Source organism: Flavobacterium sp. (assembly GCF_044369455.1).
Classification (GTDB): Bacteria; Bacteroidota; Bacteroidia; order Flavobacteriales; family Flavobacteriaceae; genus Flavobacterium.
On record NZ_JBIPLW010000001.1, the window covers coordinates 384,310 to 400,936 of the forward strand.

The following is a 16,627-nucleotide window of genomic DNA, read 5'->3' on the forward strand; positions in this document are numbered from 1 at the left end:
TACAGGTTTCGAGTTTAAGGTTTCGGGTTAAACTTTGCAAAATTACGATTTTAAGCACTATTACAAGAAGTTTCACTAAGAAAGCACAAAGTCACCCAAAGAAAACTTAATGTATCTTTGTGCAAAACCTTTGTGATACTTTGTGCTACAACTATGAAAAATCTACATGATATTCTCAAAAAATCAAACTATAAAAAACTGAACTTCAAAGTTTCAAAAACCCAACATTTATTAATTAAAGCAAAAATAAACGGTATTACAGGGAACTTTATTCTTGATACTGGTGCTTCCAATAGTTGTGTCGGTTTTGAAGGTATTGACTATTTTAATTTGACTGCAGGAAAATCAAAAACCAAAGCATCGGGTGCCGGAGCTACAGGAATGAAGACTCAACTCGCCAAAAACAATTCACTAAAAATTGGTCGTTGGAAAACCGATGAATTTCATTTGGTTATTTTTGATATGACACATGTTAACGAAGCGTTACAACAACACAAAGCCAAACCGGTTCACGGTATTATTGGTGCCGATATTTTATTGGAAGGTAAAGCGATTATTGATTATTATAATCATTGTTTGTATTTGCAGTAACATTTTTTTTTAATGAATAATAAGCAATCACCGTACTCAACAACATCAAAAAACTTCCTAAAATAAAGGGCGCACCAGGTAATTGAAACGGCGCTTCTTTATGAGTAAAAAAGTAAAACGTATTGGTCATCATTGGTGGCCCAATAATAGCCGATGCACTCATTAAACTCGCCATTGTTCCTTGAATCTCGCCTTGTTCATTGGCTGGAACTTTTGCAGAAACGGTAGCTTGCAATGCAGGACCGGCAATTCCACCTAAGCAATAGGGTATTAAGAAAACAAACATCATCCAACTTTGTGTCGCAAATGCAAAGAGCAACATGCCTACTGTATACAACGATAACCCAATATAAATACTCTTTTCATTTCCCAGTCGTGGACTTGTCCAACGAATTAATCCGCCTTGCACTGATCCGACTAAAAGTCCAACAACGCCCAGCGAAATGCCTACCATTTTTTCATCCCAATTGAAACGATACATCGTAAAAAAACTCCAATTGCTATGTACGGCATGTGAGCCAACATACAAAAGGAAAATAGCGATAATCAAACCTATCAATGATGGATATTTTTTCAAACGAGTAAAAGCCGTAATTGGATTGGCTCGTTTCCATTGAAACTCCCTTCTGTTTTCTTTGGATAACGATTCGGGTAAAATAAAATAGCCATACAAGAAATTCAACATACACAAAATAGCGGCAGCATAAAAGGGAACTCTAGAACCGTATTGTCCCAATAATCCACCAATAACAGGTCCAATAATAAAGCCCAAGCCAAAAGCAGCCCCAATCATTCCGAAGTTTTTGGCTCTATTTTCAGGTGTGCTTACATCAGCAATATAGGCCGAGGCCGTTGTGATGCTCGCCCCTGTTAAACCAGCAATAATCCTTCCTATGAATAACCATATAATTGTTGGTGAAAAAGCCAATAAAAGATAATCCAATGCAAAGGCAAAAAGTGAAATTAAGATGATAGGTCGTCGGCCAAATTTGTCGCTCAAATTTCCAATTAATGGTGCGAAAAGAAACTGCGTTATGGCATACGCAAAAGTCAACCATCCTCCATATTTTGCGGCTTCGCTAATATCTCCATTAATGAGTTCTTTGATTAACTTTGGAATGACCGGAATAATAATTCCCCAACCGGTAATATCGATAAGCATGGTGATAAAAATAAATCCTATCGCTGCTTGTTTTTGTTTTTGTTTCATAACTTACAATGAGATACAAATTAACGGAAAACAAATTTATAATTTACTTACATTAGTATTAGAAAATATTGTAATCAAAGTCTCTATTTAATTAAGTTTTTGTTAAGATTTAATTAACAATCCATTTTTTGCTTTTTTGTTTAGAATTATTATAGGATAGGCTTGCTTTTTTAAAAAATTTAGTTAGTTTTGTGACTTAAAACTTAAAAAACAAAACATTATGAAAAAATTATTTTTATTCGTTTCAGCAGTTGCTTTAACATTTTCGTTGAATTCTTGCTCAAGCGATAGTGACGGTGGAAGTTCAATGAGTATGAAAGTTAACGGAACAAAAAAAACCTTTAAAACTATAGCAATTAGCTTTGGTGGAACTACAAATGTGTTTGGCTATATCGGCAGCATAGATAATCCTACTGAAGAAGTAAGTTTTGCTATAGCATCAGGTACTGGTGATAAAGTTACTGGATTTACTTATGATAATGCAACTGATTCTTACGATGCTACAACTTTTACTTCAAATGTAACTGTTAACTCTTCAACTAAAGCTAAAGGAACTTTCTCTGGAACTGTTGAGCCATTTATTGGTACAGGAGCTGACTTAGTTATTACTGAAGGAACTTTTTCAGCAAGCGTTACTGCTGAATAATAAGAAAGTTTAAATAAACAAAAAGCCGTTTAGAAATTCTAAACGGCTTTTTTATATGTAATAAATCAAATTATAATTCCAAAGCTTTCTTAACATTGTTGTCCATCAATAATTCTTCAGGCTTTTCTAACGCTTCTTTAACAGCAACTAAAAATCCTACTGACTCACGTCCGTCAATTATTCTGTGATCGTAAGAAAGTGCTACAAACATTACTGGTGCAATTACGATTTGACCGTTTTTAACAATCGCTCTTTCTACTACATTGTGCATTCCAAGAATTCCTGATTGTGGTGGATTGATGATTGGTGTACTCAACATACTTCCAAAAACACCTCCGTTAGAAATGGTAAACGTTCCTCCGGTCATTTCATCAACCGTAATTTGTCCGTCACGAGCACGAATAGCCAAACGTTTGATTTCAGCTTCAACACCACGGAAAGACAAAGTCTCTGCGCTTCTCATTACCGGAACCATTAATCCTTTTGGACCTGAAACCGCAACCGAAATATCACAGAAATTGTATGAGATTTTCTCTTGACCATCAATCATCGAATTTACGTCAGGATACAATTGTAACGCTCTGGTAACCGCCTTGGTAAAGAAAGACATGAAGCCTAATCCTAATCCATGTTTGGTTTTGAATTCTTCTTTGTATTGTTCGCGCAACCCATAAATGGCAGTCATATCGACCTCGTTAAACGTTGTCAACATGGCCGTTTCGTTTTTCGCGGAAACCAATCTTTCTGCTACTTTACGACGCAACATAGAAAGTTTTGTTCTTTCTGAACCACGATTTCCGCCAGTAGGTGTTCCCATGGATGGCACGGCATTTACGGCATCTTCTTTGGTGATTCTTCCGTCTCTTCCTGAACCAACAACATCTGAAGGTTGTATGCTTTTCTCGTCTAATATTTTTTTAGCAGCCGGAGATGGATGCCCCCCAACCCCCGAAGGGAGAGTCTGAGCAACTGGTGTCGCAACCACTTCTACTTTTTTGTCTTCTACTATTGGTTTTTCTATTACTTCTGGTGTAGAAGCCCCTCCTTTGGAGGGGTTGGGGAGGCTAGTATCTATAAGACACACAACAGCCCCAACGGCAACTGCATCGCCTTCTTCCGCTTTTAGTGTAATAATTCCGCTGGCTTCAGCTGGTAATTCCAACGTAGCTTTATCAGAATCAACCTCAGCAATCGCTTGGTCTTTTTCTACATAATCGCCGTCTTTTACTAACCAAGTGGCAATTTCAACTTCTTTAATCGATTCTCCCGGTGATGGGACTTTCATTTCTAAAATCATATTTTATAACTTTATAGTGTTGTATATTTTTTTTCTAGCCCCGATGGAAGCAAGTATCCTTTTTATTTTTGTCCTTCGACAAGCTCAGGATGACAAAAATAAAAAGATACTGCGGACAGCGGGAAATAGCTCCTACTATTTATCTAAATAAATTCTTGTCAAATACCATACGAATAGCGTCGGCATGACGTCTTCTATCTCTTGTATGACTTCCTGCTGCCGGTGCTGCATACGCTTTTAATGATGCCAATCTCCATTTCACTAAATCGAAATTCATCAGCATAAAGCTGTATGCTCCCATATTTTTTGGTTCTTCTTGTGCCCAAACAAAATCATCAGCATTTGGATAACCTGCAATAATGCCTTTCAATTGGGCAACTGGTAACGGAAATAACTGCTCTATACGTACCAAAGCTACATCATTTCTGCCTAAATTTTCTCGTTCTGCAAGAATATCGTAATAGAATTTGCCGGTACAGAACACGACTGTTTTTACTTTTTTCTTGTCAACCAACGTATCGTCAATCGTTTCTTGGAAACTGCCTTTGTACAATTCCTCACGAGTGGAGACGCACAACGGATGACGTAATAAACTTTTCGGTGTAAACACGACTAACGGTTTACGGAATTTAGTTTTCATTTGTCTTCGCAACAAATGGAAGAAATTCGCCGGAGTGGTACAATCGGCAACGAACATATTGTGTTTGGCACATAATTGTAAGTAACGTTCCATGCGGGCCGAAGAGTGCTCTGCACCTTGCCCTTCGTATCCGTGAGGCAACAACATTACGATTCCGTTTTGGTTATTCCATTTATCCTCGCCACATGAAATGTATTGGTCAATCATAATTTGGCTTCCGTTGGAGAAATCCCCGAATTGTGCTTCCCAAATCGTCAATGCATTTGGATTCGCTAAAGCATAACCATAATCAAATCCGAGAACGCCATATTCTGAAAGCAGTGAATTGAAAATATTGAATTTTCCTTTCTTCCCTTTAACCGACTGCAATAAAACAACTTCTTCTTCGCTGTCTTCTACTTTTACTACTGCATGACGATGAGAAAAAGTTCCTCTTTCAACGTCTTGTCCTGAGATACGAACATCATAACCTTCGGTTAATAATGACCCATACGCTAAGGTTTCTGCTGTTCCCCAATCGATGACATCCTTGTCATACATAGCTTTTCTATCCGTAACAATTTTTGAAATTTTGCTGATGAACTTTTTATCAGAGGGTAATGTCGAAACCGAAACGATGATTTCGTCTAATTGTTTTTTGTCGAAAGTTGTATCGACTTTTTTCAGCATTTCATCATCCGAAACCTGAACATAGCCATGCCATTCGTCTTGCATGAATGGCTTGATGATAGTCAAATTCTTTTTACGGGATTCTTGAAGATTTTCATCAAGATTCTCTTTGTAGTCGTTTTCTATTTTGGATAAATAAGCAGCATCTACAATTCCTGCCGTAATTAATTTTTCGGCATAAATATCTCTCGGATTTTTATGACGCGCAATCAATTTGTATAATAAAGGTTGCGTAAAACGAGGTTCATCTCCTTCATTGTGACCGTATTTTCTATACCCCAGTAAATCGATAAATACATCGCGGCCAAATTGCATTCTGAAATCTAGAGCAAAAAGCATCGCGTGGACTACTGCTTCGGTATCATCGGCATTTACGTGAAGTACTGGTGAAAGTGTAACCTTAGCAACATCAGTACAATATACAGAAGAACGTGCATCTTGATAATTGGTAGTAAAACCAACTTGGTTATTAATTACAATATGAATGGTTCCACCAGTTTTATATCCGTCAAGTTGGGCCATTTGCACAATTTCGTATACAATTCCTTGTCCAGCTACTGCAGCATCGCCATGAACGGCAATAGGCAATACTTTAGAAAAATCATCTGGAAAATATTTATCTTGCTTAGCACGAGTAATTCCTTCCATCACAGCGCCAACGGTTTCAAGGTGTGAAGGGTTTGGTGCCAGATTTAAATTAATTGTTTTTCCTGATTTTGTTTTTCTTTCAGAAGTAAGACCTAAGTGGTATTTTACATCGCCATCAAAGTATTCTTTATCATAATCTTTACCGTCAAATTCGGAGAAAATATCTTGGGTTGGTTTTCCAAAAATATTAGCCAAGGTATTTAAACGACCACGGTGTGCCATTCCCATAACAAAATGCTCTACTCCTTTATCAGCGGCAGCTTCAATAATAGCATCTAGTGCGGGTATTAAACTTTCTCCACCTTCGAGTGAAAAACGTTTTTGCCCAACGTATTTGGTATGCAAAAAATTTTCAAAAGAAACGGCTTCGTTTAGTTTCCCTAAAATGTGCTTCTTTTGTTCATTATTGAAATTTGGTAGATTATCGTTAATGTTAATTCTATCTTGAATCCACTGAATTACCTCGGGTTTTCTCATATACATATACTCAATTCCAATATGTTGACAATACACATTTTTGAGGTGAGCTATGATTTCTTTTAAGGATTTTGGTTGATGGCCTAACACTTTAGCAGCATCAAAAACAGTATTTAAATCGGCATCTGAAAGTTCAAAATTAACAATATCTAAATTTGGAGTGTACACTCTTCTATCGCGAACCGGATTTGTCTCGGTAAAAAGGTGTCCTCGAGTTCTATACCCGTCAATTAATTTAAGAACATTAAACTCTTTTTGAAGTTTATCTGAAACTTGTCCGTTTGCTGGAACATGAGCAGCATAATTTGCTAACTCAGCTACCGCATTTTCTTCATTAAAAGTCGTCATTCCAAAGTCAAACCCTTGAAAAAAAGCTCTCCAACTTGGCTCTACGCTATCTGGGTTTTGAAGGTATTGGTCGTATAATTGGGCGAAAAATTCGGTATGTGCTGCGTTTAAAAAGGAAAACCTATCCATAAAAAATAATTGAATGTCCTGATTTGTTTTATAGTTTGGCAAAAGTACAATAATTGAAAGAAATTTATAATTATTTTAGATACTTTTATGCTTTAAAAACTCAAAGAAAAGAAAATATGAAATCTACTTTAGAAACCTTAATCAATAAAATTGCCATTCTAATCTTTTCATTGCTGTTTTCATCTTCAATTTACGCACAAAAAAATGGATTGCCAACAACCAAAACCAATACTTTTTGGGAACGCGTAAACATCGGCGGTTCTCTTGGTTTAGCAATAGGAAATGATTTTACTAATATTACTATAGCACCAAGTGCTATATATAATTTTAATAATTATTTTGCTTTAGGAACTGGTCTACAATATAGTTACTTACGACAAAAAAATGTTTTCACCTCAAATGTCATTGGCGGTAGTTTAATTGGATTGTTTAATCCGGTTGAAGAAGTTCAGCTTTCAATAGAACTGGAACAAGTAAATGTTAATAACACCTATCAAGATTTAGGCAACAATCAAAAAAGAAACTTTTGGAATACGGGTTTGTTTGTTGGCGGAGGTTATCGTCAAGAAAACATTACTATTGGAGGTCGATTTAATTTACTTTATGACAGCGATATTGATATCTATGGCAGTGCTTTTATGCCTTTTGTTCGGGTGTTTTTTTAATAGTAATTACGAAACCACACTTTCATCCATTCTCGTTTTAAAATTAAGAATGCTATTTTTTCCGAAAGTGCTGCGATGTCTGAACCGTCTAATTGTTTGATGTTATCTTCGGGCACATCGATGATGTAAAGCAAGTTGAGTAACTCGGCGTATTTATACTGAATTAATCGATAAATTTTTTCGTGTATTTGTATTTTAAGTTCCTGAGGCGTTGTGCTTTGAGGGAAATCAATGGCTTCGTTGGCTAAGTTGAAATCCTTGTTGATTTGGTCTATCAATTTTGGATATAAATTCTCATTTTGTGCAGTAGACAATAGCTCATCTGTGGAAATTGGAACTGGAAAATTCATTGTTTTAAAAATTTATTGAAGGATTAGTCTTTCCAGTAGCTTACTATTTTGGCTAAAATCACATCGCCTCCTGCATAGAAAAAAACAGCTCCCATTGGAGGATTTGTAGCTGAAATTAATCCAAACGTTTTTGGAACCCATGTCCAGCATTTAAAATAGGTTCCTACTAACTCTATAAAGATAACACAAAGTGCAATGAAATAATAAACATTTTGCCATTTTTTCCTTTTCATTAATACAAAAAACAATGTGCCAAAAATAAGGGAGAAAACATCATTCAAAAACAAGCCAACGCCTAAAAAAAGAAGTATGAATGACACTAAAAAGAATTTCTTTAAAAAAAAATCATTCTTAATACAAAAAGACGTTTCGGCAAAAACATATCCCGAAGCATACACTATGGCATGGCCAAAAGGAACATAAAGTGGAATGTCTTGTGTTCTGTAAGCATACATTCCGAGAAGTTTACAAAAAATTAGTTCTCCTATATAAGATAAAAAAACCATTACAACCATGAGTTTCCTTAAATAGGATTGAGAAGAACGAAAGAATAAGTAGAAATAAACAACGGCTAATATATTGGTCAGATTTCTGCCGTCAAAATAAATGTTAGAAAAATTTACTGAGTCTACCCAAAGTGCTACGACTGTAAAAAAAGGAAAGAAGTAAGCATAGAAAAAGGTACTACCTTTTTTTTGTTTATGAGAATTAAATCGTGGTAAACTAAGGAACCAATTCATTTATTTAAACTTTTCTTCCCATTAATTTCTCCCCAAAAGCTTTTAGAACTTCTTTTTTGTTGGATGCAATATCAATTTTTTGAAGGGTATCAAAAGCTATTAGTGTGTAGTCTACTATTGCTTTTTGCGTTGCTTGACTGGCACCAGTTGTATTAAAAATGTTTTTTACTGAATTTATTTTATCGGTATTGTCATTGGGCTGAATGGAAAACAAATGCAGTAATTGTTCTTTTTCTGTTGGCGATGCAAATTCCATCGCTTTTAAATATAAATAGGTTTTTTTGTTTTCAATAATATCGCCTCCAACCTGCTTGCCAAAGGTTTCTGGATTTCCAAAAGCATCTAAATAATCGTCTTGTAATTGAAATGCCAAACCTAAATTTAGTCCAAAATTATAAATTAGATTTTTATTATTATCCGAAGTTTCGGCCACTATCGCTCCCATTTTCATTGCTGCTCCTACTAAAACTGCTGTTTTGTATTCGATCATTTTTAGATATTCTGGAATCGTAACATTATCCCGAGTTTCAAAATCAACATCGTATTGTTGTCCTTCACACACCTGAAGTGCTGTTTTACTAAAAAGTTTCGCTAATTCTCTAAAAATAGCTGGGTTATAATCTTCAAAATATTGATAGGCTAAAATAAGCATAGCATCACCCGAAAGGATTCCGGTATTGATGTTCCATTTTTCATGTACTGTTTCATTTCCTCTTCGTAACGGAGCATCATCCATAATATCATCATGAATCAGCGAGAAATTATGAAAAACCTCTACCGCTGTTGCTGCTGCCAATGCTTTTTTATAATCAACATCAAAAACTTCCGTAGCCATTAAGGTCAAAACAGGTCGCAATTTTTTTCCGCCAAGAGCAATAATATATCGAATAGGTTCATATAAATTCCTTGGTTCTTTTTGATAATTTAATGATTCAAAATGTTTTGAAATTAAATCTTGATAATCGGAAATTTTACGCATGAAAATTTTTTTGGCTAATTTAAGTTATTCTTACCGCATTACAAAAGCGTCTTTATTTTCTCCATGTTAAATTAGTGTTAACACTACGGAAACTATTTTGGTGTTAAAAGTTTCCTCTTTACATTTGCCTCGTAAAAATTAAGAATAATGAGGTGTAAAATTATTGAAAAGGCAACTGAGATGTTTTTGAAATTAGGTTTCAAAAGCGTTACCATGGATGATATTGCTAGTGAAATGTGTATTTCAAAAAAAACCATTTATAAATATTTTGAAAATAAAGAAATTCTAATTTCAGAGGGAACAAAAGCAGTTCATGAAAAAATTCATGATTCTATAAACTCAATTGTCTCTGAAAATTTTAATGCAATTCATGAAAATTTTGAAATTAGAAAAATGTTCAAAGAGATGTTTAATTCCTTCGACAATTCTCCTGTTTATCAGTTAAAAAAACATTATCCCGAAATTCATGATGAATTTATTTGCAGAGAATTAGACGAATGTAATGCTGTTTTTAGACAAAATATTGCAAAAGGCATCAAGGAAGGATTGTATCGCTCAACTACTGATGTTGAATCTAGTGTTCGGTTTTATTATACTTTAATATTTAACATTAATGAAACTACAAAATCTGAGAAAGAAGTATTTGAATTAGAATACCATGCCTTAGAATATCATACGCGTGCTTTGGCAACGCCAAAAGGGATTATCGAATTAGAAAAACAATTAGAAATAAATAAATAATCATCAATCAATGAAAAACAAACTAATAATAACATTATTGCTGCTTACGAGTTATTTACAAGCTCAAGAAAAGAAAGAAAGCTATTCATTTAGCCTCAAAGAAGCCATTGATTATGCGTTGGAGCATAACTATTCTGTTATCAATGCTAACCGAGATGTCGCTTCTGCTAAACAGAAAAAATGGGAAACGACAGCATTGGGTTTGCCGCAATTAAGCGGAAGCGTAGGTTATTTAAATAATATCGATTTCACTTTACAAGGCGTTTCTGGCAATGCTTTTAACCCAAATGGTAATCCAGATGACATTAGTCTTTTTGCTTTTGGCACCAAACAATCAATGAATTCTAATCTCACGTTAAGTCAGTTAATTTTTGATGGTTCCTATATTGTAGCGCTTCAGGCGTCAAAAACCTATTTGAAGTTTTATGAAAATGCCAAGCAAAAAACCAATTTAGAAATACGAGAAATGGTTATCAATGCCTATGGTAACGTATTGCTTGCCGAAGAAAGCATTGCCATACTTGAGAAAAATAAAGTGACCTTGTCTAAAACCTTGTCCGACACTCAAGAAACTTTCAAAAATGGTTTGATTGAAGAAGAAAACGTGGAACAACTACAAATTACCTTAGCCTCAATTAATAGCAATTTAATTAATGTGAAAAGGCTTATCGAAATTGCCAACAAAATGCTGAAACTTTCTTTAGGAATTGAAATTAATTCTGAAGTACAACTGACTGATAAATTAGATTCTTTGACTGCGTCTAATTTAGATTTAGCATTTATTCAAAATGGTTTTGAAGTATCTCAAAGCATTAATTATCAAATGGCATCTAATCTTCAAGAGCAACGTTCATTAGAATTAAAATTGCAAAAAAGCAAAGCTTTACCATCTCTTGGAGCTGCCTATAACTTTGGTTACAATTCTTTTTCAAATGAATTCTCTTTTGCTGATAGTAATCAAAAATGGAATAGATTTTCCAATCTTGGTGTAAGTTTAAACGTTCCAATATTTAGTAGTTTAGGCAGAAGTGCAAAAACACAACAGGCTAAAATTGCTTTAGAACAAGCTAAAACACAACTTACACAAACCGAACAGCAAATAAAATTAGAATATGAAAGAGCAAAAAGTGATTACGACTTTAGTATCGAAGAATATGCTACTTCAAAAAGCAACTTAAACTTAGCGGAACGCATTGAGAAAAAACAACAAATAAAGTTCACAGAAGGCTTGTCGTCAAGTTTTGATTTCAATGAAGCGCAAAGGCAATTGTATACCGCACAGCAAAACTATCTTCAATCGATGGTGAACATTATCAACAAAAAAGCATCCCTAGATAAAATAATAAACAAAAACTAACCCTTATACACAATGAAAAAAATAATTATAATCACCCTATTAAGTATTGTTCTTTTCGCTTGCGGAAATAAAGAAAACAATCAATCTATTGAAAATTTAATAGAAACCAAAAACGTTAAAGCACTAAACGAAAAGAAAACCGCTCTTCAAACAGAAATTGCAAAAATTGAAGCAGGATTAGCAACATTGGATGTTAAAAAAGAAGAGGCACTGGTGTCCGTTGCAACTTTAAAAGATACCATTTTTAACCATTACTTGGATATCCAAGGTAGTATAGATACCAAAGAAAATATTTTGATTCAACCTGAATTTAGCGGCATATTAACTTCGTTAACTGTAAAAGCTGGGCAACGAGTTGCTAAAGGTCAAATAGTAGGAAGAGTTGATGATGCGGGAATGAGTCAGCAATTGGAAAGTGCCGAGAATCAGTATACTTTAGCAAAAACGACTTTTGAAAGACAAAAAAATCTTTGGGATAAAAAAATTGGTTCAGAAATTCAGTTTCTTCAAGCACAAACTCAGATGATTTCCGCTCAAAAAGCAGTATCACAAATCAAAGCACAATTATCAAAAACGGTAATACGCGCACCATTTTCAGGAACAATTGATGAAGTTTTTGCAGAAAAAGGACAAGTGGTTGCTCCTAGTCCGCAAGGGTTAATGCGAATTGTAAACCTTGGAAATATGTATGTATCCACTACCGTTCCTGAAAGCTATATTGGAAAATTAAAAATGGGAGATTTAGTTGATGTGTATTTAACTTCTCTTGGCAAAACCTATAAAGGTAAAGTGCGTCAGGTTGGTAATTTTATCAATCCAAATAACAGAAGTTTTGGGATAGAAGTTAGTATTCCAAATCCGGATAATTTATTACGTCCAAATCAGGTTGCCAAACTCAAAATTACAGATTACACCAATAAAGACGCAATCGTAGTTCCAACTGGAGTCATTCAAGAAGACGGCACAAGTTCCAACTATGTATATGTCGTTCAAGGCAGTAACGGAAAAACAGGTACGGCAAAAAAGACACTAGTAACTGTTGGAAAATCATCAGACAATGTTACCGAAATATTGAGTGGTCTGTCGGCAAATGACATTATTGTTATCGAAGGTGTAAACACTATTTCAAACGGAATGAAATTGAATTTTTAAAAAGTTTATGGTTTGTTGTTTATGGTTTATAGTCTAACCTTAACAACAAACTACAAACACTAAACTATAAACAAATACTATGTCACATAAAAACAAAGAATTCGGAATATCCAGTTGGGCGATAGAGAATCGCGTAACGGTATACATCTTCACCTTACTAGTTACCATCACGGGACTAATAGCGTATACCACTATGCCTCGTGAAGATTTTCCAGAAATTATAGAAAACAAGGTTTACATATCCTCTGTTTTCCCCGGGAATTCAGCGGAAGATGTAGAGAAATTGATAGTCAAACCTCTCGAAAAAGAACTAAAGAATATAAGCGGTGTAGAAAAAGTAACCGCCAGTTCCTTTCAAGACTACGGAATGATCATTGCCGAGTTTTCGGATAAAGTTTCTATTGAAGAAGCCAAATTAAAAGTAAAAGACAAAGTCGATATTGTAAAAGCAGATACTGATTGGCCTAGTTTAGACAATGGTAGTAAGGTGGAACCGAGCGTTTTTGAATTGAACATCTCAGAAGAAGTGCCCATTTTAAATATCCATTTAAAAGGAAATTACACGACGCAACAACTAAAAAAATATGGTGAGCGACTTCAAGATGATATTGAAGAAATCCCAGAAGTTAAAAAAGTAGAAATACTTGGCGTGGATGATAAGGAAGTTGAAATTGCCGTCGATATTTTTAAAATGACAGCAGCACAAGTATCATTTGATGACATTCAAAATGCAGTAAAATATGAAAACATGACGCTTTCGGGTGGTAATTTGATTTCGCAAGGTTCACGAAATAATATTCGAATTGTGGGTGAAATTAAAGATCCTAAAGAACTCGAAAATGTAATTGTAAAACACAACGGAGGAACCGTTTATCTTAAAGATATTGCCACCGTTTCATTCAAGGAAAAAGAAAAAACCACCTATGCTCGTGAAAAAGGAAAAGAAGTGGTGATGTTAGATGTGAAAAAACGATCGGGGCAAAACATGATTTCAGCTATTGATCAAGTGAAAGAAAAACTCGAATTAGCGCATGAAAATTATTTACCAAAAGACTTAGAGGTCGAGCTGACTAATGATCAATCGGAACGAGTAGAACATCAGGTAGATGAATTATCCAATCATATCATTTTCGGAATTGTATTAGTAATGATTGTATTGATGTTTACCATGGGATTACGTAATTCCTTATTTGTTGGAGCAGCTATTCCGCTTTCGATGATGATTGCTTTTACCATTTTATCCATGTTTGGTTTAACCTTAAATACCATGGTGCTTTTTGGATTGGTAATGGGATTGGGATTATTGGTTGACGATGGTATTGTAGTCGTCGATAACGTATTTGCCAATATGAAAAAAGGGATGCCGCGTGTGCAAGCCTCTAAAATTGGTATTGGCGAAATTGCGTGGCCTGTAATTTCCTCAACAGCAACAACCTTAATGGCATTTTTGCCCTTCGCTTTGTGGCCAGGAACGATGGGTAAATTTATGATTTACTTTCCTATAACATTAACCGTAACATTAACAGCTTCCTTATTTGTAGCTATGGTCGTGAATGCTGCTATGACTGGTGGTTCTATGGATATTGAAGATAAAAATGTAACCTTAAAATCTGCGAAAAAATATACCATACTATTCGCAATTATAGGTATTGCTTTTGTTATTATTGGTAATGTAAAAGATCTAAAATTTGCACGAGGTATTGGGCATTTAGCGTTGATTTCATTAGGGTTGATGTGGCTCTACAAATGGAAAATGTACCAATGGACACAAGATTTTCAACATAGCTTTTTTCCGAAATTGGAAGAAAAATACAAACGCTTCTTACGAAAAATTTTAACGGGTAGAAATGCTTGGATAGCACTTGCCAGTATTATTGGAATGTTGTTTTTTTCCGTAGGATTATTAAACGTTTTCCCAAGAAAAATATTGTTCTTCCCAGATAATATTCCAAGACAAGTAATTACGTATATTGAATATCCACAGGGAACAGATATCGAAAAAACAAATAAAGCCACTTTGTTTGTAGAAAAACAGGTCATCGATATCATGAAAAAATATATCGATCCAAAAACGAATAAGAACTACTTGGCAGAAAGTATCGTTTCTCAAGTTGGTGTTGGAGCAGGAAATCCAAATGTAGACGCTGGTTCGGCAAACGAAACTCCTTTCAAAGGTAAAGTAACGGTTAACTTTTCTGAATTTAAATTTAGACAAGGAGTTAACACCTCAGATGTTTTAGATGAAATCAGAGCTCGAGTAAAAGGAATTGCCGGCGCTACGGTAACCGTAGAAAAAGATTCTAATGGCCCGCCTGCTGGTTATCCTATTAGTATTCAATTAACAGGTTCGGATTATGACCAAATGCTTTATGAAGCAGATAAAATGATTGCGTTCATCGACTCGAAAAAAATCCTTGGTATTGAAAGGTTAAATGTTGATGTCAATAAACAAAGTCCCGAGCTTGAAGTAAAAGTAGATCGAGTAAACGCCGGAAGTTTGGGTGTTTCTACAGGTCAGTTGGGCTTTAACTTGCGTCGTTCTGTTTATGGTCAAGAAATTTCAACCTTTAAAGAAGGGGACGATGACTATAAAATTATGGTGCGAATGCAGGAAGATCAACGCAAGAACGAAAACATTTTGTTCAATCAATCGTTGACTTTCAGAAATCAAGCTAATGGTCAAATGATGCAAGTGCCTATTTCGGCTGTTTCCCAAACCGAGAAAGTAAAGACGTACAACCAAATCAAAAGAAAAAACTACAAACGAGTAATGACTATTTATTCGAATGTATTGACAGATTATAATGGTGATGAAATTACCAAACAAATTGGCAGTGAGTTAACCAATTATAAATTGCCTAAAGGAGTTACCTATTCATTTTCTGGAGTGCAGGAAGAACAAGGCAAAAACCAAAGCTTCTTGATGTATGCCTTATTCTTAGCTATGGCTGGAATTACCATAATCATTGTGTTACAGTTTAATTCTGTGTCAAAAACTATTATTATTCTATTTACTGTTTTATTGAGTTTTAGTGGTGTGTTCTATGGCTATGTCATTGCCAATATGGATTTTGTAATCCTAATGACCATGATGGGAATTATTTCTTTAGCAGGAATTGTGGTGAAAAATGGAATTGTATTAATGGACTTCTTCGTTTTACTATTAGACAAAAAAGTAGCTGAAAAAGGTGTTGAAAGTCATAACGATCTATCCATTGAAGAAATTGAAGAAATTATTATTGAAAGTGGCAAAAATCGTCTGCGCCCTGTACTATTGACAGCATTAACAGCTATTTTAGGATTAATTCCGCTTGCTATAGGTTTAAACTTTGACTTTTTTGGTTTAGTAACCGATCTAAATCCACACATTTATATGGGTGGAGATAATGTAATTTTCTGGTCACCATTGGCTTGGACAATCATCTTTGGATTAACTTATGCTACCGTATTAACTTTAATTATGGTACCCGTAATGTTCTTCTTGGTAAAACGAACTAAGTACTGGCTTCGTGATAGAAAAAACCAGGAACATGCATAAAGCAAAAAAGGGGAACTCAAAAATGAGTTCCCCTTTTTTACTATATAAAATTAACTTTTTAATTCTTAGCTAACGCATCTTGTTTCCAAGATTTAACCGAAGCAACTCTACTATTTGAATAATCTACCTCGCTTAGCGATTTGTCATTCCAAAAAAACCATTTCCCTGTTTTTTCTCCGTTGCTATAATCCCCAATTGATTTTTTATTGCCTTTTTCATCAAAAGCTACCCAACTTCCTTCCAACTTCCCTTCTTTAAAATAACCTTGTTGTTGAATTTGACCATTATCATAATAGTAAGTAGCTTTTACTAAGTTCCCTTCTTGTTCTAAAACGGGTTTCTTTGCTTGAGCAAAAGCGAATGCTGAGATTACTAAAGCTCCTAAAATAAGTATCTTTTTCATGGTTGTAGGTTTTAATTGTTTATAATAACCTAACAAATATATACATA

Annotated in this window: 14 protein-coding genes; 7 read left to right on the top strand and 7 right to left on the bottom strand. The window is 34.7% G+C overall.

The window, feature by feature from the left end:
- Window positions 1-153: 153 nt before the first annotated feature.
- Window positions 154-591: a retropepsin-like aspartic protease gene (locus tag ACIQ2L_RS01650; RefSeq protein WP_396155781.1), complete on the top strand. Its 438-nt coding sequence runs from the start codon at window positions 154-156 to the stop codon at window positions 589-591.
- On the opposite strand, the gene ACIQ2L_RS01655 is transcribed toward ACIQ2L_RS01650, so the two are convergent.
- Complete coding sequence (locus ACIQ2L_RS01655; protein WP_396155783.1) at window positions 554-1,801, bottom strand: TCR/Tet family MFS transporter; 1,248 nt, start codon at window positions 1,799-1,801, stop codon at window positions 554-556. The two genes, ACIQ2L_RS01650 and ACIQ2L_RS01655, sit on opposite strands and share 38 nt — an antisense overlap.
- Before the next feature lie 220 nt (window positions 1,802-2,021).
- On the opposite strand from ACIQ2L_RS01655, the gene ACIQ2L_RS01660 reads away from it, so the two are divergent.
- Window positions 2,022-2,447 carry a hypothetical protein gene (locus ACIQ2L_RS01660; protein WP_396155785.1) on the top strand — a complete coding sequence of 142 codons (426 nt, stop codon included), beginning with the start codon at window positions 2,022-2,024 and terminating at the stop codon, window positions 2,445-2,447.
- A 70-nt stretch (window positions 2,448-2,517) separates the two neighbouring features.
- Here ACIQ2L_RS01660 and odhB read toward each other — a convergent pair whose 3' ends face one another.
- Together odhB and ACIQ2L_RS01670 are read right to left on the bottom strand one after the other, a co-directional pair.
- The gene (gene odhB, locus ACIQ2L_RS01665) at window positions 2,518-3,744 is read right to left on the bottom strand and encodes a 2-oxoglutarate dehydrogenase complex dihydrolipoyllysine-residue succinyltransferase (protein ID WP_396155787.1); all 1,227 of its coding nucleotides are present in this window, start codon (window positions 3,742-3,744) and stop codon (window positions 2,518-2,520) included.
- Between the two features lie 139 nt (window positions 3,745-3,883).
- A complete protein-coding gene (locus ACIQ2L_RS01670; RefSeq protein ID WP_396155789.1) occupies window positions 3,884-6,655 on the bottom strand; it encodes a 2-oxoglutarate dehydrogenase E1 component in 2,772 nt (923 codons plus the stop codon).
- A 53-nt stretch (window positions 6,656-6,708) separates the two neighbouring features.
- Here ACIQ2L_RS01670 and ACIQ2L_RS01675 point away from each other — a divergent pair, with 53 nt between their 5' ends.
- Window positions 6,709-7,320 (top strand): hypothetical protein, encoded by a 612-nt coding sequence (locus ACIQ2L_RS01675; RefSeq protein WP_396155791.1) that lies wholly within the window; start codon window positions 6,709-6,711, stop codon window positions 7,318-7,320.
- Here the strand turns inward: ACIQ2L_RS01675 and ACIQ2L_RS01680 are convergent.
- The 3 genes from ACIQ2L_RS01680 to ACIQ2L_RS01690 are packed head-to-tail and all read right to left on the bottom strand — an operon-like array spanning window position 7,317 to window position 9,389.
- The gene (locus ACIQ2L_RS01680) at window positions 7,317-7,670 is read right to left on the bottom strand and encodes a hypothetical protein (RefSeq protein WP_396155793.1); all 354 of its coding nucleotides are present in this window, start codon (window positions 7,668-7,670) and stop codon (window positions 7,317-7,319) included. The genes ACIQ2L_RS01675 and ACIQ2L_RS01680 overlap by 4 nt on opposite strands.
- Before the next feature lie 23 nt (window positions 7,671-7,693).
- Entirely contained in the window at window positions 7,694-8,410 is a 717-nt protein-coding gene (locus tag ACIQ2L_RS01685; RefSeq protein ID WP_396155795.1) for a hypothetical protein, read from the bottom strand.
- A gap of 4 nt (window positions 8,411-8,414) precedes the next feature.
- Window positions 8,415-9,389: a polyprenyl synthetase family protein gene (locus tag ACIQ2L_RS01690; RefSeq protein WP_396155797.1), complete on the bottom strand. Its 975-nt coding sequence runs from the start codon at window positions 9,387-9,389 to the stop codon at window positions 8,415-8,417.
- A gap of 147 nt (window positions 9,390-9,536) precedes the next feature.
- Here ACIQ2L_RS01690 and ACIQ2L_RS01695 point away from each other — a divergent pair, with 147 nt between their 5' ends.
- The 4 genes from ACIQ2L_RS01695 (at window position 9,537) to ACIQ2L_RS01710 (ending at window position 16,177) form a co-directional block, all read left to right on the top strand.
- On the top strand, window positions 9,537-10,130 hold the full coding sequence (locus tag ACIQ2L_RS01695) for a TetR/AcrR family transcriptional regulator (RefSeq protein WP_396155799.1): 594 nt from the start codon (window positions 9,537-9,539) through the stop codon (window positions 10,128-10,130).
- A gap of 10 nt (window positions 10,131-10,140) precedes the next feature.
- On the top strand, window positions 10,141-11,487 hold the full coding sequence (locus tag ACIQ2L_RS01700) for a TolC family protein (RefSeq protein WP_396155801.1): 1,347 nt from the start codon (window positions 10,141-10,143) through the stop codon (window positions 11,485-11,487).
- A 12-nt stretch (window positions 11,488-11,499) separates the two neighbouring features.
- Window positions 11,500-12,639 carry an efflux RND transporter periplasmic adaptor subunit gene (locus ACIQ2L_RS01705; RefSeq protein WP_396155803.1) on the top strand — a complete coding sequence of 380 codons (1,140 nt, stop codon included), beginning with the start codon at window positions 11,500-11,502 and terminating at the stop codon, window positions 12,637-12,639.
- A 79-nt stretch (window positions 12,640-12,718) separates the two neighbouring features.
- Window positions 12,719-16,177, top strand: a complete 3,459-nt coding sequence (locus ACIQ2L_RS01710; protein ID WP_396155805.1) for an efflux RND transporter permease subunit — start codon at window positions 12,719-12,721, stop codon at window positions 16,175-16,177.
- A 58-nt stretch (window positions 16,178-16,235) separates the two neighbouring features.
- Here the strand turns inward: ACIQ2L_RS01710 and ACIQ2L_RS01715 are convergent, their stop codons facing one another.
- On the bottom strand, window positions 16,236-16,580 hold the full coding sequence (locus ACIQ2L_RS01715) for a toxin-antitoxin system YwqK family antitoxin (protein ID WP_396155807.1): 345 nt from the start codon (window positions 16,578-16,580) through the stop codon (window positions 16,236-16,238).
- Window positions 16,581-16,627 lie beyond the last annotated feature (47 nt).